Source organism: Aeromonas sp. 9A (genome assembly GCF_963900955.1).
Classification (GTDB): domain Bacteria; phylum Pseudomonadota; class Gammaproteobacteria; order Enterobacterales; family Aeromonadaceae; genus Aeromonas; species Aeromonas salmonicida.
The window spans coordinates 1,186,638-1,209,001 of record NZ_CAWRFG010000001.1 but is presented as its reverse complement, the minus strand read 5'-3'; the positions used below and the strand labels follow the sequence as shown (position 1 = coordinate 1,209,001).

The 22,364-nt window shown below is 58.7% G+C and carries 21 protein-coding genes; 7 read left to right on the top strand and 14 right to left on the bottom strand.

Features of this window, described 5'->3' with window-relative positions; all coding sequences use genetic code 11:
- Positions 1-115: 115 nt before the first annotated feature.
- The 3 genes from AACX78_RS05955 to arcB form a co-directional block, all read right to left on the bottom strand.
- Positions 116-319 carry a hypothetical protein gene (locus AACX78_RS05955; protein WP_005311635.1) on the bottom strand — a complete coding sequence of 68 codons (204 nt, stop codon included), beginning with the start codon at positions 317-319 and terminating at the stop codon, positions 116-118.
- A 322-nt stretch (positions 320-641) separates the two neighbouring features.
- A complete protein-coding gene (gene dgt, locus AACX78_RS05950; RefSeq protein WP_159165652.1) occupies positions 642-2,006 on the bottom strand; it encodes a dGTPase in 1,365 nt (454 codons plus the stop codon).
- A 55-nt stretch (positions 2,007-2,061) separates the two neighbouring features.
- On the bottom strand, positions 2,062-4,374 hold the full coding sequence (gene arcB / locus AACX78_RS05945) for an aerobic respiration two-component sensor histidine kinase ArcB (protein WP_005311630.1): 2,313 nt from the start codon (positions 4,372-4,374) through the stop codon (positions 2,062-2,064).
- Between the two features lie 207 nt (positions 4,375-4,581).
- On the opposite strand from arcB, the gene AACX78_RS05940 reads away from it, so the two are divergent.
- Positions 4,582-5,580: a DUF2860 family protein gene (locus AACX78_RS05940; RefSeq protein ID WP_034283655.1), complete on the top strand. Its 999-nt coding sequence runs from the start codon at positions 4,582-4,584 to the stop codon at positions 5,578-5,580.
- 69 nt (positions 5,581-5,649) lie between these two features.
- Here the strand turns inward: AACX78_RS05940 and AACX78_RS05935 are convergent, their stop codons facing one another.
- The 4 genes from AACX78_RS05935 to AACX78_RS05920 form a co-directional block, all read right to left on the bottom strand.
- A complete protein-coding gene (locus AACX78_RS05935; protein ID WP_159165651.1) occupies positions 5,650-6,348 on the bottom strand; it encodes a DUF3334 family protein in 699 nt (232 codons plus the stop codon).
- A gap of 98 nt (positions 6,349-6,446) precedes the next feature.
- The gene (locus tag AACX78_RS05930) at positions 6,447-6,884 is read right to left on the bottom strand and encodes an HIT domain-containing protein (protein ID WP_159165650.1); all 438 of its coding nucleotides are present in this window, start codon (positions 6,882-6,884) and stop codon (positions 6,447-6,449) included.
- A 71-nt stretch (positions 6,885-6,955) separates the two neighbouring features.
- A complete protein-coding gene (locus AACX78_RS05925) occupies positions 6,956-7,588 on the bottom strand; it encodes a DUF2057 domain-containing protein (protein WP_159165649.1) in 633 nt (210 codons plus the stop codon).
- 71 nt (positions 7,589-7,659) lie between these two features.
- Positions 7,660-8,559: a LysR family transcriptional regulator gene (locus tag AACX78_RS05920; RefSeq protein ID WP_085941500.1), complete on the bottom strand. Its 900-nt coding sequence runs from the start codon at positions 8,557-8,559 to the stop codon at positions 7,660-7,662.
- Between the two features lie 97 nt (positions 8,560-8,656).
- Between AACX78_RS05920 and AACX78_RS05915 the strand changes: the two genes are divergently transcribed.
- Complete coding sequence (locus AACX78_RS05915; RefSeq protein WP_159165648.1) at positions 8,657-9,259, top strand: short chain dehydrogenase; 603 nt, start codon at positions 8,657-8,659, stop codon at positions 9,257-9,259.
- A gap of 131 nt (positions 9,260-9,390) precedes the next feature.
- On the opposite strand, the gene AACX78_RS05910 is transcribed toward AACX78_RS05915, so the two are convergent.
- The 3 genes from AACX78_RS05910 to dapA form a co-directional block, all read right to left on the bottom strand.
- Positions 9,391-10,494: a phosphoribosylaminoimidazolesuccinocarboxamide synthase gene (locus AACX78_RS05910; protein ID WP_201302793.1), complete on the bottom strand. Its 1,104-nt coding sequence runs from the start codon at positions 10,492-10,494 to the stop codon at positions 9,391-9,393.
- Positions 10,495-10,637: 143 nt separating this feature from the next.
- The gene (gene bamC / locus AACX78_RS05905; protein WP_159165646.1) at positions 10,638-11,762 is read right to left on the bottom strand and encodes an outer membrane protein assembly factor BamC; all 1,125 of its coding nucleotides are present in this window, start codon (positions 11,760-11,762) and stop codon (positions 10,638-10,640) included.
- Entirely contained in the window at positions 11,755-12,642 is an 888-nt protein-coding gene (gene dapA / locus AACX78_RS05900) for a 4-hydroxy-tetrahydrodipicolinate synthase (RefSeq protein WP_021139756.1), read from the bottom strand. The genes bamC and dapA overlap by 8 nt, the downstream gene beginning before the upstream one ends.
- 273 nt (positions 12,643-12,915) lie before the next feature.
- Between dapA and AACX78_RS05895 the strand changes: the two genes are divergently transcribed.
- The 3 genes from AACX78_RS05895 to AACX78_RS05885 all read left to right on the top strand — a co-directional run bounded on the left by AACX78_RS05895 (position 12,916) and on the right by AACX78_RS05885 (position 14,880).
- On the top strand, positions 12,916-13,449 hold the full coding sequence (locus AACX78_RS05895; RefSeq protein WP_005311611.1) for a glycine cleavage system protein R: 534 nt from the start codon (positions 12,916-12,918) through the stop codon (positions 13,447-13,449).
- 22 nt (positions 13,450-13,471) lie between these two features.
- Entirely contained in the window at positions 13,472-13,936 is a 465-nt protein-coding gene (gene bcp, locus AACX78_RS05890) for a thioredoxin-dependent thiol peroxidase (RefSeq protein ID WP_159165645.1), read from the top strand.
- Between the two features lie 443 nt (positions 13,937-14,379).
- Positions 14,380-14,880, top strand: coding sequence for a YfbU family protein (locus tag AACX78_RS05885; RefSeq protein ID WP_017412149.1), 501 nt, complete (start codon positions 14,380-14,382; stop codon positions 14,878-14,880).
- Between the two features lie 60 nt (positions 14,881-14,940).
- On the opposite strand, the gene yfbV is transcribed toward AACX78_RS05885, so the two are convergent.
- Positions 14,941-15,381, bottom strand: a complete 441-nt coding sequence (gene yfbV / locus AACX78_RS05880) for a terminus macrodomain insulation protein YfbV (RefSeq protein WP_159165644.1) — start codon at positions 15,379-15,381, stop codon at positions 14,941-14,943.
- Positions 15,382-15,683: 302 nt separating this feature from the next.
- Between yfbV and AACX78_RS05875 the strand changes: the two genes are divergently transcribed.
- Both AACX78_RS05875 and pta read left to right on the top strand, forming a co-directional pair.
- Positions 15,684-16,886: an acetate kinase gene (locus tag AACX78_RS05875; RefSeq protein WP_159165643.1), complete on the top strand. Its 1,203-nt coding sequence runs from the start codon at positions 15,684-15,686 to the stop codon at positions 16,884-16,886.
- 70 nt (positions 16,887-16,956) lie between these two features.
- Positions 16,957-19,110, top strand: coding sequence for a phosphate acetyltransferase (gene pta / locus AACX78_RS05870; protein ID WP_042467240.1), 2,154 nt, complete (start codon positions 16,957-16,959; stop codon positions 19,108-19,110).
- Positions 19,111-19,515: 405 nt separating this feature from the next.
- On the opposite strand, the gene ilvN is transcribed toward pta, so the two are convergent.
- The 3 genes from ilvN to AACX78_RS05855 all read right to left on the bottom strand — a co-directional run bounded on the left by ilvN (position 19,516) and on the right by AACX78_RS05855 (position 22,363).
- Positions 19,516-20,010 carry an acetolactate synthase small subunit gene (ilvN, locus tag AACX78_RS05865; RefSeq protein ID WP_005311605.1) on the bottom strand — a complete coding sequence of 165 codons (495 nt, stop codon included), beginning with the start codon at positions 20,008-20,010 and terminating at the stop codon, positions 19,516-19,518.
- A gap of 91 nt (positions 20,011-20,101) precedes the next feature.
- Positions 20,102-21,820 carry an acetolactate synthase 3 large subunit gene (locus AACX78_RS05860; protein ID WP_159165642.1) on the bottom strand — a complete coding sequence of 573 codons (1,719 nt, stop codon included), beginning with the start codon at positions 21,818-21,820 and terminating at the stop codon, positions 20,102-20,104.
- Positions 21,821-22,210: 390 nt separating this feature from the next.
- Positions 22,211-22,363: a hypothetical protein gene (locus AACX78_RS05855; protein WP_010673158.1), complete on the bottom strand. Its 153-nt coding sequence runs from the start codon at positions 22,361-22,363 to the stop codon at positions 22,211-22,213.
- Position 22,364: the final 1 nt, after the last annotated feature.

Sequence of the window (22,364 nt, the reverse complement as noted above, 5' to 3'; positions counted from 1 at the left end):
TAGGGATTTTGGCAAAATGTGCGAATGAAAATTCGTAATCAAACTCAACCGGATACAAAAATGGCAGGCCCAAGCCTGCCATTTTCCTGCAAGAAGGGGGCCAAGCCCCTTCTTGTCAGGTTATTCGATTCCCAAGTCGGAAGCCGGTTTGATATTCCTGCTCACGGATGTGGGCGATCTGCACATTTTGCCCTTCCAGGCCGATATCTTTCAGCAAGGCAGGTGAGAGGTGCAGGTAGCTGATGCGGCGCTCCAGCCGGGTGATCCGTTTCTGAACCAGGGATTCGACAGTGCGCAGCAGAGCCAGTTCGATAGACATGATATTCTCCAGTTGAACGTGCGGTTCTCCCGGAGAGAAGAGATCACCCTGCGGGACAACCGCGGGTGATAAAAAGACAGGGGTTACCTGTTTCCTCCACGCGGTAAAAAAAGAGCACGAGTCTTCGCGCTGCCAATGCAGCGATCGGACGCAACGTTTAGCATTGAATGTTGCATATTCGTCTCCTTACCAAGTGAAAGTTGAACAAGTTGCCACAGTCTAAAAAAAGACCGAATTTTATACAATAACCTCACCCCCATATGGGTGGTGAGTCATCTATCAATGCCTGCGCGCGTTCATTTCTGCCCTTCTCGCGGGCGTATCAGATCCCGGACAGCAAGCGGAACTCTTCCAGCGCATAGGTATCCGTCATGCCGCTGACATAGTCGAGCAACAGCCGTACCCTGTAGTACCACTCCTGCTCTGCACCGCTGTCGAAACGGGGATCTCTGTTGGCCACGGCCAGCCGGTATGCCTTGAGATGACGGGCCGACAAGCGGTGAAACAGGCGACGGGCGAAGAAGAGCTCGCTGCCCCCCTGCCCGGCCAGCAGGCGCTCGAACTGACTGGCGGGCAATGCCAGCAGGCAGGCATAGGTAGAGAGCACACCGCGCAAGGCGGCATAGCCTTCCAGCTCCAGCGCCTCGACCTCGGGGCGCATGAAGACTTGCTCGCGAGCCACCTGCTTGAGGGTGTCGAGCACCATGGCCGCCGGAGCCTGACCATGCAGCAGTGCCTGGGGATAGGCACCGCTCAGTATGATCTCGTGCTCGCTCACATAGGTGTGGGCGGCCAGCACGATCAAGTCGTGAGTCAGATGCTGGCGAAAATGGGGGAAGAAGCCCCTGTCCGAGGCGGTGGCATCCACCAGCAGTCCGGCCATGTAGCTGCCTTCATCGGCCAGACGCAGCGCCTGTTGCAGCTCGCTCAGGCTGAGAATGCGTCTGTCCACCGCATCTTCGAGATCGGCGATGCAGTAAGAGATGTCGTCAGCCGCCTCCATGATGTAGACCAGCGGATGGCGGCAACCGGGTGCCAGCCCCAGGCTCTGGCTCAGGGAACGGTAGAGGGGTTGCTCACTGAAGAAGATGCCGCGCTTGCTGGTCCAGCCGTGATGCTGGCCGTAATGAAGCCCCGGTAGGGGTTGCTGCGGATACTTGCACAGGGCGGCCAGCTGCCCCAGGGTCAGGTTCAGCTCATGCAGACTGTGCACCAGCCGCAGGCTCTGGGCATTGCCGTCAAACACCAGCAGATCCTGGCGCAGCTCAGCCCACTGCGGACTGGGCGTCTGGCCAAGGGCTGCAGCGAACAGGGTATCCAGCTCCTGTGCCAGCCACTGGCTCATCACCTGTTCGCCAAAGTGGCCGAACGGCGGGTTGCCGACATCGTGCAGCAGGCATGACATCTCCACCAGATTGATGAAGGCCCCCTCGCACACAGCACCCGCGGGCAGCGCCGCCAGAATGCGGCGGCTGATCTGGCGGCCTGTCTCCTGCACCTCCAGCGAATGGGTCAGACGGCTGCGTACCGAGGCCTTCACATCGAGCGGGAAAACCTGGGTCTTCTGTTGCAGCCGGCGCACCGGTGCCGCCTGTACGATGCGGGCACGATCCAGCTCGGTCGCCTCAAGCAAGTCTTCCTCACCCCAGGGGTGACTGCGCAGTGACGGGATCAGGCGCTGATACATATTATTCATCTCCTTCTGTGCCTGAAGCGGCAACGTAATGAGGCGGCAGACAGGCTCAGGAGAGCAGCCAGCGCTTCAGCCGGGCTATGTCACCCGGGCACTCGCGGCGCAGCGACTCTATCCAGTCCTCCACGTTCTCCCACCAGGCGGGGTGATCCGGGCTCTGGATCAGCTGGGCCAGCTGTTGCAGCCGGCGCAGACCGATGGAACCGGCCGCGCCCTTGATCTTGTGCGCCTCTTCCACCACGCCAGCCTGATCCTTGGCAATCATATTGGAGTCGAGCACAGCCATGTAGTCCGGCATCATTTTCTCGAACAGTTCGACGCTGGAGAGCAGCACCGGCTTGCCCACTGTATCGGCGTAATCGGTAAGAAAGGCCAGGTCCAGCAGCGCATCCTGATTGCCTGCATCGGCTTGCTCGTCGGCCTCATCGTCGGCCAGATCCGCAAACAGGTGACCAATCACTTCGCGCACCGCCCTGGAGCCCAGCGGCTTGCTGATCACATCCTGCAGGCCGCGATCCCGATAATACTGGCGATCGCCAGTGGCATTGGCAGTGAGCGCCACCATGGGTGGCAAACTGTCGCCGTAGCGCGCCAGCAACTGGGCCGCCACATCGAAGCCGGTCATGTCCGGCAGCTGGATGTCGAGCAGGATCAGGTCAAAGTCATCGGGATTGGCCATGGCCAGCGCCTGGGCGCCGTCCCGGGCCACCTTGACCTCATGCCCCAACTTGTTGAGCAGGGCGCAGGCCACTGTCACGTTCAGCTCCACGTCCTCCACCAGCAGGATGTCGAGGGTCGGCATCTCCTGTTCGGAGGTGGCCACCTGAGGTTCGACGCAATCCACTTCCAGCTCGGCGGTGAAGCAGGAGCCTTCACCCGGGTCGCTGTCCACATAGAGCTGACCACCCATGGCCTGCACCAGCTGGCGGGAGACCGCCAGACCAATGCCGGTGCCGGTGGCGTGCTTCTTGCCTTGCACCTGATAGTACATGGCAAAAATTTTCTCCTGCTGGGCGCGAGGTATGCCGACACCGGTATCCTCCACCTCGAAGTGCAATGCCAACTTGCCCGGCACATCGGCCGCATGGGAGAGGCAACGCACAGTCACGCCGCCCTCATCGGTAAATTTGACCGCATTGCCCACCAGATTCCACAGCACCTGGCGCAGGCGGGTGCCATCGGCCATCACGAACTGCGGCATGTCGCCATCCCGATCGAAATGCAGATAAAGCCCCTTCTGCTCCGCCTGGATGCGCGACAGCGTCTCCAGCTCGTCCAGGAAGGCGGGCAGGTCGATGGGGGTCGGCGCTATCTCCAACCGGCGCCGGTCCAGCTTGTCCAGATCTATGATGTCATTGAAGATATTGCCCAGGGTCACGGCACTCAGGTGGATGGTCTTGAGCTGCTGATGCTGCCGGGGATCGAGGGGAGTATCCATCAGCATGCGACTGAGGCCCACTATGCCGTTGAGCGGAGTGCGCAGCTCATGGCTGATGGTGGAGATGAAAGTGGTCTTGTCGCGGCTCGCCTTCTCCAGCTTGTCCTGATATTGCTTGCGCTCTGTGATGTCGCGCCCAAAGCCGAGCAGGCCGAGCCGTTTGCCAAAGCGATCGAAGAAAGGCACCTTGCGCAGCTCGAAGTAGGCCTTGCGACCATCCGGGTATTCCAGCCACTGCTCATAGGTGAGCGGCTCGTTGCTGGTAAAGACCTGTTTGTCGGTCTCCACCACCTTGTTGGCAATCTCCTGCTTGTAGACATCGAACGGGGTCAGCCCGATGAGCTCAGCCTCCACCCGGCCGGTCAGCTCCTCCATGGCGCGATTGCAGCCGGAGAACTGCTCGTCTTCATTGCGGTAGTAGACCAGATCGGGGGAGCAGTCGATGAAGGAGCGCAGCAAGGCGGTACGCTCGCCCAGGTGCAACTGGGCTTTTTCGCGCTGAAACACCTCGTTCTCCAGATCCTCGATCGCTTGCTGGCGCAGTGTCTCGGCCCGGTTGGTTTCGGCAATCTGGGCGTTGAGGCGGCTGATGTTCTCCTGCAGCTGGCTGTTGAGCTCCAGATCCCGTTCGCGCATGTCTTGCAGCTTGCGCACCATGCGGGTCAGTCGCTGGCGGGAATCCTCCAGCTGATCCACGACGATGGAGAGAAAATAGACGGCCCAGGGGGTCACCAGCAGGCCGAAAAAGACGGAGCGCACCAGGTCGACTATGTCTACGGTGCCGCGCAGAAACAGGGTTACCCCCATCTGGATGGAGACGGCCAGCACTATGATGCCCGTCGCCAGGAACATGCTGAAGCGCACCAGACCCAGCTTGGTCATCAGATCGACGTAATATTGCGCCCAGGATTTGATTTGTTTCATCTTGTTGTTTTCTCCCCGATATTCGCCGAACAGAATACCAGCACGGCGCGCCGAACTCTTGTGCCGTCACGCTATTAATTATTGATTAACGCCATCTGCCAACTGGGATAGCATGCGTTGGTGGACTCAGTCAGCCGCAGTTCAGCTTGCTGTCCTATCATCCCGAGCCATTTCATCCAACAGCTTGTTAGTTCAGGAGTCTTATCGATGCGCACTCTCACCCTGCTGAGTCTTGGCCTGCTGGCAGCCAATGCCGCCCACGCCGATCTGGGGGAGATCCCCAAGCAGTCCGGCTGGTCCGGTTTCCTGCTCGGCGGGGTCAACGCCGTCAGCTACAAGTCCAACTTCTATGCGGGCGATGACAGCAACAGCCGCATCAATGACCTCGGCTCTCCCGACAGTGAAAGCGGTCTGACTCCCCTCATCAACGCCGACATCCGTTACACCTTTGCCGACACCCGTACCCAGGTGTTCCTCGGCAACCTGATCCAGGATGCGATCCGCTTCGACTTCACCCAGCAGCTGGGTCTGCGCCAAGAGATGGGCGACAAGGGAATCGTCGCCACCTCCCTGGTGTTCAACGCCATGCCGGTCGAGCTGTGGAGTGATCCCTTCGCCACCAATGTGGATCGCAGCTCCACCGATGTGAAATCAAAAGGGGTTCGCTTCACCTGGGACAAGATCTGGGGCAGCAACTTCCATGGCAGCCTCACCAGCCGGGAAGTTGATCTGGATGAAGAGCGCAGCGGGCAGCAGTATGACCTGACCCACGGCACCCACTATGCCTCCATGCTGGATCGCAACGGCAAGGTGCACGACATGGAGATCTCCTATCAGTGGCACTTTGGCGGCAACCAGCTGCTGGAGCCCGCGATCCTCTACAAGCAGGCCAGACTTGATGGCAGCGCCGAGAGCTTCAAGAATACGGGTCTACAGCTGACCTACGCCAAGCGTGGCCCCCAGTGGTCCATCGTCAGCAACGTCTATGCCGGCAAGCGCAACTATGACGAGGCGAATCCCATCTTCGGCCAGAGCGCCGATGCAAACGAGTTCGCCATCAACGGCACCTTCTTCTGGCACAGTCTGTTCGGCGTCAAGGATCTCGCCGCCACCTTTACCGCAGCCTACTCCACCGCCAACTCCGACATCAGCTTCTACGACAGTCAGGCCACCCGCGTCAGCACCGGCCTGCTCTACAACTTCTAAACCGGTCCATCCCAGCAACAACAAGGCCACCCCATGGGGTGGCCTTGGCATTTGTGCACGGGGCTGACGTCAGATACCGAGCGAATCGAGCAGATCGTCGTGCTCATTGGCCACCTTGGCGGCAACCGGCGTCAGCTTGGATGCCGCCAGCTTGGTCTGGGCGATCAGCGCATCCGGATCCAGCTCCTCTTCGTCCATGCCATCACTGTGAATGCGGATGAACTCTGTCCTGTCCATCGCCAGCTCCAGATAGAAGATGTTGTTGCGCGAGGTGAAGAAGGTAACCCGCCGCGCTTCCGGGTTGTCGAGGTTGGTGTCGACGCTCAGCATCACCTGCTTGTTCAGCGCCAGCATTTTAGGCTGGTTCTGGGTAATGTGAGTCTGCAGATCACGGCCCACCTTGACGGTGAAACTGCCGACTATCTGGTTCATCAACTCGCCCATGACGTTGCTTACCTCGTCCGAGGTGTGGGAGATGGCGAGATCTTCCTTGGAGAGGCCCATGCTGAGCATGTAGCTCTCGTACAGCTCCATGGCAGCAGAGGCGGAGAAGTTGATCACGACCAGGCCGGAGAAACCACCGTCGAACAGCACGAAACAGCCGATATCCGGCTTGAGGCAGGTCTTGCTGATGCGCTGCACCATGCCGGAGAAACGCACCTGACTCTGGGTCGCCGCACTCAATACCCCCGTGACCGAATGGCACAGACTCAGCAACACATCCTCTGTGGTCAATACGGCGTCGTTGTCGGCTCTTGTCACTATCATGGGACCTTCCTGAACATCGAAAATGGGCTTATCTATATCATAACTCTAACAGATAGCGCGGCTTGAGCTCTGAAATAGCGAGCCGCCTCTCACTTGACTCAATTATCAACGCAAAGCGGGATGAAACCGGCCAGATGGGCAAGCCGGGCACGCCAGCTATCGGCTTGGGTCCGCAAGGCCTGCGGGTCATATGGCAAAGCGGGGTGAGCCCCCCAGATGGTGCCGGGCCAGGCTTTGTCCGTGGTGAAGCGGGCAACATGGTGCAGATGCAGTTGCGGCACCAGATTACCCAGTGCCGCCACGTTGATTTTGTCCGGGCTGAGGGCCTGTTCCATCAGGGTGGCGACGGCGCAGGACTCCTGCATCAGCTGTTGCTGCTGAGCGGGCGCCAGATGGTGGATCTCGCGCAAGTTGTCTACCCGTGGCACCAGGATAAGCCAGGGATACTGGCTGTCCTTGGCGAGCAGGACACGGCAAAGCGGCAGATCCCCGAGCAGCTGGGTATCCGCCTGCAGGCGAGTGTGCAATTCAAACATGAAGACCTCGTTGGATAAGGTGGGCGCTATGCACGATGAGAGCCCCCACGTTACTGCAACGGGCTGCAAACTTAAAGTCGCGGCACGGCCCAGCCGACGAAGCGCTTGCGAAGCTCCGGGTCCGCCTGCAAGAAGAGTTGCTGCAACCGCCCCTCCAGTTCGCTGGTTGCCACAGCAGGTACAGCCTTGCCCGCTGCTACTGTGGTTGCCGCTCCGGCCATCGTCAACGCTGCCTTGCCACCGCTGCGGTTGTACTCCTCAAGCCGGGCACGCCAGTCCATACCGATCAGCATGCCGCTGGTCATCAGTGCATCCTGCTGAGTATCGAGCGCCTGACCATTGGCCTGCAGCGTCACAACTGGCGCCTTGGCATAGGCCACCATCGCCTGCTCATCGGCTGGCTGTTGGGCCACCAGCGTCAAGCGCTGGTTGCTGGCCTGATAGCGCACCACCTGGGGCTCGGATCGCACCTGCCGATCGTTCTCGCTGCTATTGCGACTCGGGATCACCCCCTCATATCGCACCAGCAGCTGCTGCTCCCCATCCGCCAGAGTCGCGTGCTGCTCATCTTGCAGCTTGCCCGCACTTACTGCCAGGATCTGGAAATCCGGTGGCACCACCACCTCGACAGCGGCCTGCGCCGTACTCATGCCCAGCGCCGACCAAAGCAGTGTCAAACCACTCCACTTCTGATAACCCTTCATGCTCGCTCATCTTCCTGATCGCTACGATGGGCGCAGGGTAGCAGCCGAAGATGACAGAAAAATAACGCAGGTCAGAGCAGGTAGCGGGGCCGCTCGGCAAACCACTGGGCCAGCACCTGCTTGAACAACCGGATCTTGCGTGGCACCCGCCGCTGCTGGGCGTGCAGCACATGGAGCTGATGCAGGCCACTCTGCCACCCGTCGAGCACGGTCACCAGCTCTCCCGCGGCCAGCGCTGGCTCCACCAGCATCAGAGGGCACTTGGCATATCCCATGCCAGCACGTGCAAGTTGCAGTACGGTACTGTAATGATTGGCCCGCACCTTGCCTTGCACCAGAATGTGGGCCTCTTCCTCTCCTCTGCGAAAGTGCCACTGCTCCCAGGCGGGGTTGCTCCCCTGCAACAGGCAGGGGCGGCTACTCAGCTCATAGGGGGTGGCTGGAATCCCTTCCCGCACCAGCAGAGCGGGGCTTGCCACCACCACGTCCTTGAGCTGACCGAGTGGCAACGCCACCAGGTTGTCGGGGATGCTGCTCATGGCGCGCAGCGCTATGTCGTTCTCCCCCTGACTCATGTCGACCATGGCATTGGTGAAGTTGAGTTCGACCTCGACACCCGGGCAGAGCACTGCAAAATGGCCAAGCAGCTCGCTCACCATGCGATCCCCTGTGCTGACCGCACAGGTAAAGCGCAAGCGGCCAGCATCCTCCTCGGTCAGTGCCTGGATATCCTCTTCCGCCTGCCGGACTAGCGCGAAGATCTGCCCCGTCTGCAAATAGAGGGTCTTGCCCGCCTCGGTGAGGCTGAGCCGGCGGGTAGTGCGCTGCAACAACTGGGCATTGAGAGCGGCTTCCAGGGCGCTGACATGGCGGCTCAACATCCCCTTGCTCACCCCCAGCACATCGGCAGCGGCAGAGAAGCTGCCTCGCTGCACCACCTCGTAAAAGCTGGCCAAATGGGCGATATCCATCATTAGCTCCAATATGGAAACAATGAGTTTATTTTACGCGCTTTTTCCCCCGTTTCATCGCGCTAGAATCAACCTATCCCAACCAGGAGTGAAATAGATGAAGATTGTGATTGTGGGTGCCTCCGGCACCGTCGGCTCTGCGGTCAGTGAACTGCTTGCCAGGGACCATCAGGTGATCCGGGTCGGTCACAGCCGTGGCGATGCCACTGTCGACATGCGCGATCCCGCCTCCATCAAGGCGCTGTTTGCCCTAGTGGGCCAGTTTGATGCGCTGGTCGTCGCCAGCGGCAGCGTGGCCTTCAACGGTCTGACCGAGATGACCGACGAGCAGTGGCAAGTGGGGCTCCAGAGCAAGCTGATGGGCCAGATCAACCTGACCCGCGCCGCCATCCCCTATCTGAATGACAAGGGCTCCATCACCCTGATCAGCGGTATTTTGAGCGAGGAACCCATCCACTGGGGGGTCAGTGCGACCACCATCAATGGCGCCATCGAGCACTTTGTGAAGGCCGCCGCCTGCGAGCTGCCAAAGGGCTTGCGCATCAATGTGGTGAGCCCGACCGTGCTGACCGAGTCAATGGACAAATACGCCGACTTCTTCCCGGGCTTCGTGCCGGTTCCCGCCGCCAAAGTGGCACTGGCCTACCAGAAATCCGTGCTGGGCGTGCAGACCGGGCAGGTGTTCAAGGTCAACGGCTGATAGCCGCCGCCCTCTTGCCGCCAGACCACCAATAAAAACGGGCCCCGCACTGGGGCCCGTCTGTTTGTCGGCTTGTGCCTTTTGCCACCAGCAAACGTTTGTTTTTCGATGACAAAAAAAGGCGGCAACCCTTAGTCGATCAGACCGTACTGATCCCGCAGCACCTCGATGATCTCCTGCTTTGGATTGGCGGAGCGCACCAGCGGGTGACCGATGATCTTCTCGGCGATCCCGACATAGGTGTTGGAGATATCCATCATCACCTCGGTCGGCAGCTTGTTTTCGCGGGCCAAGGCGAAGCGTTCCGGCATGCGGTTCTTGTTGAGCAGGATATCCGGATCCGGGAAGTGGTTGAGCAGCCACTGACGGAAACCCTCTTTGGACTTCTCGACGATCTGGCCATCACGCAGCGCCGCGCCATCCCAGATGCGGGAGCTGTCGGGGGTACCCACTTCATCCATGTAGATCAGCTTCTCGTTGCCGGCAGCATCCTGGACATAGCCAAACTCGAACTTGGTGTCGACGAAGATCTGATCCAGCGAGGCCAACGCATCGCTGATGACGTTGAAGCCCTCTTTGAGCAGCACTTCGTAGCGATCGATGTCAGCCGGTTTGCTGAAGTTGAAGCCTTTGTAGTGGCGTTCGATATCCGCACGGGAGACGTTGACGTCATCGGCTTCCGGCACACCATCCAGCCCGGTCAGCACACCCTTGGTGGAGGGAGTGATAAGGATCTCCGGCAACTTCTGATCCTTTTTGAGCCCTTCTGGCAGAGTAATACCGCAGAACTCACGCTCGCCATCCTTGTAGGCACGCCACATGGAACCAGTGATGTACTGGCGGGCGATCGCTTCGATCATCACGGGGCGGGCTTTTTGCACGATCCAGACGAAGGGGTGCGGAATATCCAGGATGTGGCTGTCGGCCAGTCCCTTCTCCTTGAACAGCTTGAACCAGTGGCTGGAGATGGCGTTGAGCGCAGCTCCTTTGCCCGGTACGCCATTCAGCCCGTCGACACCTTGCCAGATGCAGTCGAAGGCCGAGATGCGGTCGCTGATCACCATGAGGGCGAGCGGCGCATCAGCAGGCACATCATAGCCGTTCTCTTTTATGAGCCGGGCACTGTCTTCGGGGGTCAACCAGTAGACGCTGCGCACTTTGCCGGAATGGACAGGTTTATCGGTACGGATCGGCAAATCGTCATTCACCGCCAATACTTGATCTGCAAGACTCATGGCTAATAACACTTCCTGTTTGTGGGAGGAATAAAACAGGGGCACCAAGCCCCTGTTTCTGGGGGGTTAACATATCAAGCGCATCAGACCCTGTATTTACAGGGGGATTAACCTAACAAAACAGGGGCACTAGGCCCCTGTTTCTATTCTGTTTTTGCTGCCTGGTCAGCCAAGCCCTTGGCAAAGGCCTCGGACAGGCTGATGTACATCTGGGAGATGACGCCGGACGCCACTGGCTTCTTGTCCTTGTCGAACAGGGTAATGGAGGTCTTGCCCCCCGCCATCTCGCCCAACTGGAAGCGATACTTCTCCTCTTCCAGCTTGAACGGCTCGCCACCCTTGGCTTTCCAGAAATCGCTGCCCGGTTCGTCGTATTCGACGTCGATCCAGCCCAGGGACTGCTGGGTATCCTTGATGGTGAAACCATAGGCCGGCAGCACCTGATTGAGGCGACGCCAGACCAGATCAAAGGAACCGTCCGCAATCCAGGCACTCAGCTCGTTGTTGTCCAGACCCAGCTGCAAGCCCATGCCATCGTTGGCCTTGTGCTGCTCGCGGGACTTGAGCTGCTTGTCGTAATAGAGGGAGAACTGGTTCAGGGCGCGGGTCGCGTAGCGCTGGGCATCGGCTGGCGTCAACACATTGGCGGTCTCGCCATCAATGGTCTCTTCGTGATCCAGCACCCGCACCGACATGTTGACGGCATGACGCTGGGCATCGTTGCGCACTGTGAACTGGTAACGCTGTCGGATGTTGAAATCATCATCCTCTTCACTCCAGCCATCGAGGGCCTTGGTGTTGTCAAACCAGCCGGTCTGCAAGACGCCAGCCTGCTGATCCAGCTTCTCTGTGGTCACCTTGTACTGGGCCAGGAAGTTCATCAGGAAGGCCCAGGTATCGCGCTCCACACTCTGATTGGTGCTCAGGGCATAGAAGGCCACTGTGGGTTCGCTGGCATTGGGCACGACCTGGCTGCCCGGTACCACTGTCAGCAGCTGGGCAGGCGGACGCACGTCAATCTTGGCGCCAAGAGCACCGTCACGGCTGCTCTCTGGCAATGCCGGGATGTCGAAATTGCTGTTAAAGGCGGGGGTACTCAACCCGGACGGCACCAGAAACGCACGACCTTCAAGGCGGGCATCCTCGTACTCGAAACCACGATTGGCCATCTTGCGATCCTGGGGTGAACTACAGGCTGCCAACACGGCAACGGTCGCTACACTCAGCACCAGGCGCACTGCATTTCCCTTTCCATTTGCTTTAAACACTCGCCATCAACTCCGCAGTCGTCAGTGCTCGCGTCATCGCTTGTTCGCCCTCTGGGGTGAGGTCGGTGAGCGGCAGACGCAAGGTCGCCGTCGCAATCAATCCCAGTCGGGCACAGGCCCACTTCACCGGGATGGGACTCGGTTCGCAGAACAGAGTCTGATGCAACGGCATCAATCGATTGTTGATGTCATGCGCCTGCCCGGCATCACCGGCCAGAGCAGCACGACACATGTCGGCCATCTGGGCCGCTGCAATATTGGTGGTGACCGAAATGACTCCGTCTCCCCCTTGCAGCATAAAATCACATCCACTGGCATCATCGCCACTATAAAGCGCGAATTCCTCTCCGCACAGCTCACGCAACAGCGGAGTACGGCTCAGATCCCCGGTGGCCTCTTTCAGACCTATGATGCCGGGTACCCTGGCTAACCGGGCTACCGTCTCCGGTTTGAGATCGCAACAGGTGCGACCGGGCACATTATAAAGAATTTGGGGCAGACCACTAGCCTCGGCGATCGCACAATAGTGACGATAGAGGCCTTCTTGGGTGGGTTTGTTGTAATAAGGGGTAACCGAGAGACCTGCCACCACGCCCGTTTCGGCGAATCGTTTGGCAAGGGCGATGGCATGAGCGGTATTGTTGGATCCGCAACCGGCGATGACGGGAATGCGTCCGGCGGCCAGTTCCACGGTTTTTTCCACGACGGCGATGTGCTCCTGCTCGCTCAGGGTCACCGATTCCCCTGTGGTACCGACCGCAACTATAGCGGCTGTGCCCGCGCTGACATGATAATCGACCAAGGTGGCCAGACTGGCCCAGTCGACTTCACCTGAAGCCAGCATGGGGGTAACGAGCGCAACAAGACTACCGCGTAACATGGATATTTCTCCCGATTTTCAGGGGCGTTATGGTAAAGCTGCCCCCTTGGAAAAACAAGGGAGGCAGGGGGCAAGCCATGATACCATCCGGCACAAAACGCTGTGCGCGAGCGCAACAGCATGCGCCAAATCGTGGTCGTGACCACCACAGGCAGGGCTCGCCGCAACAACATTCTCAACAAGGTTGTCATGTCAGAGTGCAGAGAGTCGCCAGAGCGCTCCCGCTCTACTCACATTCACATTCACAACCAGCTAATGGACGAGAGAAGATTTATGACTCACTACCTGGTCGTAACGGCCATAGGCACGGACAGGCCTGGCATCGTCAATGAAGTCACTCGCCACGTCAGTGGGTGTGGCTGTAACATTGTCGATAGCCGTCTTGGTATCTTCGGTAATGAATTCACCTTCATCATGCTGCTGTCCGGTGACTGGAACAGCCTGATGCAACTCGAGATAAGCCTGCCCCTGCGCAGTCAGGAGTGGGAGCTCATCACCATGATGAAGCGCACCGAGCGTCACCATTCGCTGCAATACGACATCAGCGCCAACGCCGAGATCCTGATCCGGGATCAGCCTGGCATCGTAAGTCAGTGCACCCAGTTCTTCAGCGACCACGGCTGGGACATCCAGGCCATGCAGACCATGACGTTGGAGCAACAGCCCTACAACCTGCTCAAGGCAAGCTTCCAGCTCAATCTGGCCAAGCAGGGAGAAGCCGCCGGTTCGGATACGGCCTTCGCCGGATTCTGTCGTGAACTGGGCGCCGAATCGTTCGAATTCATCGTCAACAACAAACACGCCTGACGACCAACCCCAAGGAGAATCCATGCAACCTTTATCCGCTGGCACCCTGGCCCCCGACTTTTCCCTGTCAGATCAGAATGGCAATCCGGTTCGTCTATCCGACCTGCGCGGCAAGAAAGTGCTCATTTATTTCTATCCCAAGGCGATGACCCCTGGCTGCACCACCCAGGCCTGCGGTCTGCGTGACGTCAATAGCGAGCTGGCCGCTCTCAACGTGGTGGTGCTCGGCATCAGCCCGGATCCGGCCAAGCGCCTGAAGAAGTTCGAGGAGCGCGACAGCCTCAACTTCCGCCTGCTGGCCGATGAAGATCACGCCGTCGCCGATGCTTTTGGCGTCTGGGGCCCGAAGAAGTTCATGGGCAAGGAGTATGACGGCATTCACCGTCTGAGCTTCCTCATCGATGAAGAGGGCAAGGTCGTCCACCGCTTCGACAAGTTCAAGACCAGCGACCACCATCAGGTGGTGCTCGACCTCATCAAGGGTTGAGCCCAAAGACATATAAAACACACCATGCAAAAAGGGCCTGCAACTGCAGGCCCTTCGCTTGTCTCGCTCGCCGAGCTCACAGTGTGATGATGGCATCACCTGATGAGTCAAGGCCGGGTCGCCATCTTGGCGGCCCCGTTTTCGTTGCCCCGTCTGCCAGGACCTGTGGCCACAGCGACGGAGTCATGTTTGTGATGGTCTGGCATGCACCTGTGTCGGGTGCCTTGGTGGCGAGTCATCCGGGCACAAGCCAGATGACTCCTTTATTGTTACCAGCTCAAGCCGCAATGCAAGCACGCAACCGCTGCTTTTAATTAACCAGAAACCGCTCCGTTTTGATTTCCCGATCCGGCTTTCTCACCAACCTCCCCTGCCAGATCAAAAAATTCATCTGAGATATGGGTTAACGTGACCCCAGTTTCATTTTCCAGTGAGAAAAGCCCATGAACATGAGCCACACCGAACGCCTGATCCTGAGCAACCAGTACGAGATCCTGGCCAAACTCAATCCGGAGAAAGCGGCGTCTTACCAGCGGGCAAGCACCATCATAGCCCGCGGTTACTGCCTGCAGATCCTCGAACTGGAGAAGAGCTTCGGTCATCTGGATCTGGCCACCTGTCAGGAGGTGATCGACACCCTGGAACTGCACCATGCGCTGGCCATCTCCTGGGGCAATCTTGATGGAGCCGATCAGAGTGAAATCACCGCCAGCCGGCTGGAATTCAACGGCTACAGCCGCAGCCAGGAGCGGGAGCTGGCCGACTACGTCTGCTTCCTGCTGGAAGTGGACAAGCGCTTCCCCGAGCTCAAGTGCCCATGTGACGAGCTTTCGAGCGACATTGCCATGCGCGACAAGTACCAGCGCATGCTGACCGTATGGCGCCAGTGCCCCCGTCAATACAAGCTCTCCATCCAGGAGATCCGCAAAGTATTGGCGGCCTGATCGACATAGATGGAAAAGGCGCCTCTGGGCGCCTTTGTCTGATTGGAAAACCTTGTTCGCCTATTCGTAGAGAAAAGATTTGTCCAGCTGCTTGAAAGCAGCATTGAGGGTATCGGCCAGCTCTTCGTAACGGGGCTGGGCCACCAGTTGGCGATGACTGCCCTGCTCGTTCATCTTGCCGTTGATCTCGCGATACCAGCTGGCAAGGGAGGGTGGCAAACGGGTATCAGCACGCTGACCGAGCCAGTAGTAACCTTGCAGCGGCAGACTGAGCAGAAACAGCACTGAGGTCATGACGGAAGGCCAGTAGTGCAGCTCACCGAGCTGGAACTGCAACATGACGCTGAGCACCGCCAGCGCCGGAATGATCTTGAAGGCGAATTCGGTGGCCTTGATCACCCGATTCTCCGGAAACATGGAATTAAGCTCGGGACGGCGGGGCCAAAGGGTCATATAATGACGGCCTTGCTGTAACTTAGTTCCAAAAATGTTCATGCTCATGCTACCTCCGAGCTTTTTTTGAACGTATTAACGGCAAAACCTCGACTATATTTGATGCGCAATAACAAAGGTTGAGGATGACTTTGTTATTTTTCAACAATCGAGTTATCCTTTGTACGCCCAATTTTTGCACCAACGGCCTGCCGTTGAGCTGTCAGGGACGTCTGGATTTCGGGTCTTGTATCACTATACAAGGGGCAAGCAACAGATTGCCAACCCTCATAAGGATAAGTTGAAAGTTTTTGGACGCAACGCGTCCAACGCATCCTCCTACACAACCCAATCTGCGATAGGATTTATTCATGAGTAAGCTGGTTCTTGTACTTAACTGTGGCAGCTCGTCCCTGAAGTTTGCTGTCATTGACGCAACCACCGGTGATGACCTGTTGTCCGGCCTGGCCGAGTGTTTCAACCTCGACGACGCCCGCATCAAGTGGAAACTGAATGGCGAGAAAGGCAGTGCCGATCTGGGCGCTGGTGCCGCTCACCAGGAAGCGCTGGACTACATCGTCAACAAGATCCTGCCGCTCAATCCGGAACTGTCCCAGAATCTGATCGCCATTGGTCACCGTGTTGTTCACGGTGGTGAGTGCTTCACCTCCTCCGTTGTGATCTGTGATGACGTCATCGCCGGCATCGAAGCCGCCGTACCTTATGCACCGCTGCACAACCCGGCTCACCTGATCGGTATCCGTGAAGCCCGTCGTATCTTCCCGGCCCTGGCCGACAAGAACGTGGCCGTGTTCGACACCGCCTTCCACCAGACCATGCCGGAAGAAGCCTTCCTGTACGCCCTGCCGTACAAACTCTACAAAGAGAACGGCATCCGTCGCTACGGCGCCCACGGCACCAGCCACTACTACATCAGCCTGGAAGCCGCCAAGCAGCTGAACAAGCCGGTTGACGAGCTGAACATCATCAACTGCCACCTGGGCAACGGCGGTTCCGTCTGCGCCATCAAGAACGGCAAATCCGTTGATACCTCCATGGGTCTGACCCCGCTGGAAGGCCTGGTCATGGGTACCCGCTCCGGCGATCTGGATCCGGCCATCATCTTCTTCCTGCACGACAAGCTGGGCATGAGCGTGGCGGATATCAACACCATGCTGACCAAAGAGTCCGGCCTGCAGGGTCTGACCGAAGTGACTTCCGACTGCCGTTTCGTTGAAGACAACTACGACAGCAAAGAAGAAGCCAAGCGTGCCATGGATGTTTACTGCTATCGCCTGGCCAAGTACATCGGCGCCTACGCCGCCGCCATGGACGGTCGTCTGGATGCCGTGGTCTTCACCGGTGGTATCGGTGAAAACTCAGCTCCGATCCGTGAAATCACCCTGAACAAGCTGGGTCTGCTGGGCTTCGACGTCGATCACGAAGCCAACCTGGCTGCCCGCTTCGGCAAGGGTGGCGAGATCACCAAGGCTGGTTCCACCAAGGCCCTGGTTATCCCGACCAACGAGGAGTGGGTCATTGCCCACGACGCGCTGGAACTGGTCGGCGCATAAATTCGCTGTAGAGCAAGGCCGCCCCAGGGCGGCCTTTTCCTGATCCCAAAAAATGAACAAGGGGTATTAAGTGGCACGCACTATTATGCTTATCCCGGTCGGCACTGGTGTCGGCGTAACTTCCGTGAGTCTTGGCGTTGTCCGCGCCATGGAACGTCACGGTGTCAATGTCAGCTTCTTCAAACCGGTCGCTCAGCCGCGTCCGGGTGAAACCGGTACCGAGCGCTCCACCGCCGTGATCCGCGCTGCTGCCAACATCAACCCGCCCGAGCCATTCGCCCTCTCCTACGCCGAGAACATGATCACCTCCAGCAACACCGACATCCTGCTGGAAGAGATAGTGGCTCGCTTTGAAGAGCACGTGAAGGCCAGCGGTGCCGAAGTGCTGGTCATCGAAGGCATGGTACCGACCGACAAGCAGCCGTTTGCCAACAAGCTGAACTATGACGTCGCCAAGGCGCTGGATGCCGACATGGTGTTCGTGACCCATCCGGGCAACGACTCCAGCCAGAAGCTCAAAGAGCGCATCGAGCTGGCCTGCTCCAACTTCGGTGGCGTCAACAACCCCCGTATCGTTGGTTGCGTCATCAACAAGGTAGGTGCTCCGGTTGACGAGCACGGCGTGACCCGCCCGGACCTGACCGAGATGTTCGAGGCGCACCACCACGCTTCTGAAGCGGCCCACAATCTGGAAGTGCTGCAAGTGTTCGGCAAGAGCCCGCTGCGCATCCTGGGTTGCATCCCCTGGAATACCCAGCTGATCGCCCCGCGCGCCAAGGATCTCGCCAAACATCTGGCCGCCAAGATCCTGCACAAGGGTGAGTTGGACAGCCGTCGCCTGCAAACCGTGACCTTCTGTGCCCGCTCCATCCACAACATGGTTGAGCACTTCCGTCCTGGCAGCCTGCTGGTCACCTCCGGCGACCGTTCCGACGTCATCGTCTCCGCCTGCCTCTCCGCCATGAACGGCGTCAAGCTGGGCGCACTGCTGCTGACCGGCAACTATCATCCCGAACCGCAAGTGATGGCCCTGTGCCAACAGGCCATGGCCACCGGCCTGCCGATCATGATCACCGGCACCAACACCTGGCAGACCGCCGTCAGCCTGCAAAACTTCAACGTCGACATTCCGGAAGATGACCGCGAGCGTATTGAGCTGGTGCAGGACTATGTGGCTGGCCACATCGACAAGCACTGGATCGAGTCTCTCTCAGCCAAGTCTACCCGTTCCCGTCGTCTGAGCCCGCCGGCGTTCCGTTATCAGCTGACCGAGCTGGCCCGTCAGGCCAACAAGCGTGTCGTGCTGCCGGAAGGCGAAGAGCCGCGTACCATCAAGGCAGCTTCCATCTGTGCCGAACGTGGTATCGCCCGTCCTGTGCTGCTGGGTAACCCGGAAGAGATCCGTCGCGTTGCAGAGCAGCAGGGTGTGGTGCTGACCGACCGTGTCGAGATCATCGACCCGCTGGAAGTGCGTGAGCGCTATGTGCCGCGTCTGGTCGAACTGCGCAAGAACAAGGGCATGACCGAAGTGGTTGCCCGCGAACAGCTGGAAGACAACGTGGTGCTGGGCACCATGATGCTGGAGCGTGGCGAAGTAGACGGTCTGGTATCCGGCGCGGTACACACCACCGCCAACACCATCCGTCCGCCGATGCAGATCATCAAGACTGCCCCGGGCTCTTCCCTGATCTCCTCCATTTTCTTCATGCTGCTGCCTGATCAGGTGCTGGTGTACGGTGACTGCGCCATCAACCCGGATCCCACTGCCGAGCAGCTGGCCGAGATTGCCATCCAGTCCGCCGACTCCGCTGCCGCCTTCGGCATCGAGCCGCGCGTCGCCATGATCTCCTACTCTACCGGTACCTCTGGCGCCGGTGCCGATGTAGAGAAAGTACGTGAAGCGACCGAGCTGGCCAAGGCCAAGCGCCCCGACCTCATCATCGACGGTCCGCTGCAATACGACGCGGCCATCATGGAGAACGTGGCCAAGTCCAAGGCCCCTAACTCGCCGGTAGCAGGTAAAGCCACAGTGTTCGTCTTCCCGGATCTGAACACAGGCAACACCACCTACAAGGCGGTACAGCGTTCCGCAGATCTGGTCTCCATCGGCCCCATGCTGCAAGGCATGCGCAAGCCGGTCAACGACCTGTCCCGTGGCGCCCTGGTTGACGACATCGTCTACACCATCGCCCTGACCGGTATCCAGGCAGCTCAGGCCGAGTAATCGACCTTCAGCCAACCCTGTGAAAAACCCGCCGAGAGGCGGGTTTTTTTATAGTGGGCGGGCGACATGTTGATCCGCAAGATCAAATCAGGATCCTGACCGGATCACTATGCCTCTCTCCATGGCTTGTCTGGCAAGGCTGGCAGGATAAGCAAACACTCACACCCGCCACAGGGGATTGCACAATTGCACCTCAGCAGAGATCAGATCCAAATACCCCTTTAAGATCAGCTCACTAACACTAGACACACCGCTAATCTACAGAGTTTTCCACAGCTTTTGTGGATAGTTTACTGATCATTTGAAAGAAAATGACAGACTCGCTCTTCCCCCTGGCCCAGCTTGCGCCCGTGAAAAAGGGCTCCGAAGAGCCCCTTTGGGATAACAAATCCACCTGCCGAACAATCAGGGGCGCAGTGCCTTGTCCGCCCGGGAGATACCGCACACCCCGGAACGCACCACCTCGATGATCTCGTTGGTCTGGGCCGCGGTCTTGATGAAGGCGTCCAGCTTCTCGCTGGTGCCCACCAGCTGCACAGTGTACTGCTCCGGGGTCACGTCGACGATCTGGCCACGGAAGATGTCCGCCAGCCGTTTCAGCTCGTCGCGAGCACCACCGGCGGCGCGCGCCTTGACCAGCGCAATCTCCCGCTCGATATGTTCCCCTTCGCTCAGGTCACACACCTTGAGCACGTCCACCAGCTTGTGCAGTTGCTTCTGGATCTGCTCCAGCACCCGCTCGTCACCCATGGTGACGATTGTCATGCGCGACAGGGTGGGATCCTCGGTGGGGGCCACCGTCAGGGTCTCGATGTTGTAGCCGCGCTGGGAGAAGAGACCCACCACACGACTCAGGGCGCCGGACTCGTTCTCCAACAGAACGGAAATAATATGTCTCATCAGATTTCCCCCGCCTTGCTCAGCCACATCTCGTCATTGATGGAACCAAACTTGAGCTCCATGAGTACGACCGTAATAATGTGTCCCATTGTCAGGTCCTCTCCGTCTTGCTCAGCCACATCTCGTCCATGGCACCAAACTTGATCTGCATCGGGTAGACATGCTCATCCGGATCGACCGAGATATCCATGAACACCAGCCTATCCTTGATGGCGAAGGCTTTCTCCATGGCGCTCTCCAGCTCCGCCGGATCGCTCACCGCGATACCGACGTGGCCGTAGGCTTCCGCCAACTTGACGAAGTCGGGCAGGGATTCCATGTAGGAGTGGCTGTGGCGACCGCCATAGAACATCTTCTGCCACTGCTTGACCATGCCAAGGGCACGGTTGTTGATGGAGATGATCTTGATGGGCACACCGTACTGCATGCAGGTGGAGAGCTCCTGAATGTTCATCTGCACCGAACCGTCACCGGTCACGCAACAGACCACAGCCCCAGGATTGGCAAACTGGGCGCCCATGGCGGCCGGAATACCGAAGCCCATGGTGCCGAGGCCTCCGGAGTTTATCCACTGGCGCGGCTTGGCAAAGGGGTAGTAGAGGGCGGCGAACATCTGGTGCTGGCCCACGTCGGAGGCAACAAATGCCTCCCCCTTAGTCACCTTGTACAGGGTCTCGATCACCTGCTGGGGCTTGATCAGGGTGGGGTGGGTCTCATAGGCCAGGCAGTTGCGGGAACGCCACTGGGCGATCTGGCTCCACCAGTCTGTCAGCGCCTGCTTGTCGTTGTCGAAGCCGCACTCGCGGATCACTTCCAGTATCTGCTCCAGCACGGTTTCCACCGAGCCGACGATGGGCACATGGGCCTGTACCGTCTTGGAGATGGAAGTGGGATCGATATCGATGTGCACTATGGTGGCATTGGGACAAAACTTGGCCACGTTGTTGGTGACACGATCATCGAAGCGGGCACCCACGGCAAAAATCAGATCCGCATTGTGCATTGTCTTGTTGGCTTCGAAGGTGCCGTGCATCCCCAGCATGCCGACAAACTGCGGATGGGTGCCAGAGAAGGCTCCCAGCCCCATCAGGGTGGTGGTCACTGGCAGGTTCAGCAGCTCGGCCAGCTTGGTCACCAGATGATCCGCATTGGCATTGATGGCACCGCCACCCACGTACATCACAGGGCGCTGGGCATCTACCAGCAATTTGGCAGCCCGCTTGATCTGGCCCTTGTGTCCGGCCTTGGTCGGATTGTAGGAGCGCAGGGAGACAGTCTCGGGATACTGATAAGGGAATTTCTCTTTCGGGTTCTGCACGTCTTTGGGCAGATCCACCACCACAGGCCCCGGGCGGCCGCTGGCGGCAATGTAGTAGGCCTTCTTGATGGCATCGGGAATGTCGCTGGCTTTCTTGCACAGGAAGCTGTGCTTCACCACAGGACGGGAGATGCCGATCATGTCGGTCTCCTGGAATGCATCCTCCCCGATCATGCTGGTCGGTACCTGACCGGACAGGATCACCAGGGGGATGGAGTCCATGTAGGCGGTCGCGATCCCCGTGATGCAGTTGGTCGCGCCAGGACCCGAGGTCACCAGCACTGTGCCCACCTTGCCGGTGGAGCGGGCGTAACCGTCCGCCATATGCACCGCGGCTTGCTCGTGCCGCACCAGGACATGCTCCATCTTGCCGTTTTCAAAGAGAGCGTCATAGATGTCGAGCACTGAGCCACCAGGGTAGCCGAAAACGTGCTCAACTCCCTGATCTTCCAGCGCTCTAACCACCATCTGGGCGCCTGATAACATCTCCATGATAAAGCCCTCCAGGCTTTGCTCCGTTAAGCGAAAGCTATCGACAGTCCGCTGCTTCCCGGCAGCGCCGGCCCCGTGTCTTGTTGTTGTCTGAATACGGGCCAGGCGAGTTCGGTGCCGTCGATAGTAGAAAAATAGGTTTTTTCCATCATTCACCCGAAAAGCGGGTGAAAATCCAACTTAACCCGCTTGCGAACGCTTGTCCACGGCTTTGTCTGACCAGAACAGTCATAAATTTCAAACAGCTATTAACATTCAGTGACTTGGTGAAAAGGGTGGGAACAAAGCGGGCAAGATGGGGGACTGGCTAGCGGATCATGCTGTCACTATGAGAAAAACAAGAAAAAAATAGCCCACCCATAGGGGTGGGCCGTCGAGCAGAGCACAGACTTACTGTTCGTCTTCCGGCTCCGCCAGCCAGATCTGTTGATCCGGATCCGTCTCTTCACAGACCGAGATGCTGACCCCCATGTCCAGCAGCTCGTGCAGTGTCAGATTGTCTGCCAGTGTCATGGTATCGCCGTTTTCATTGGTAAAGCGCATT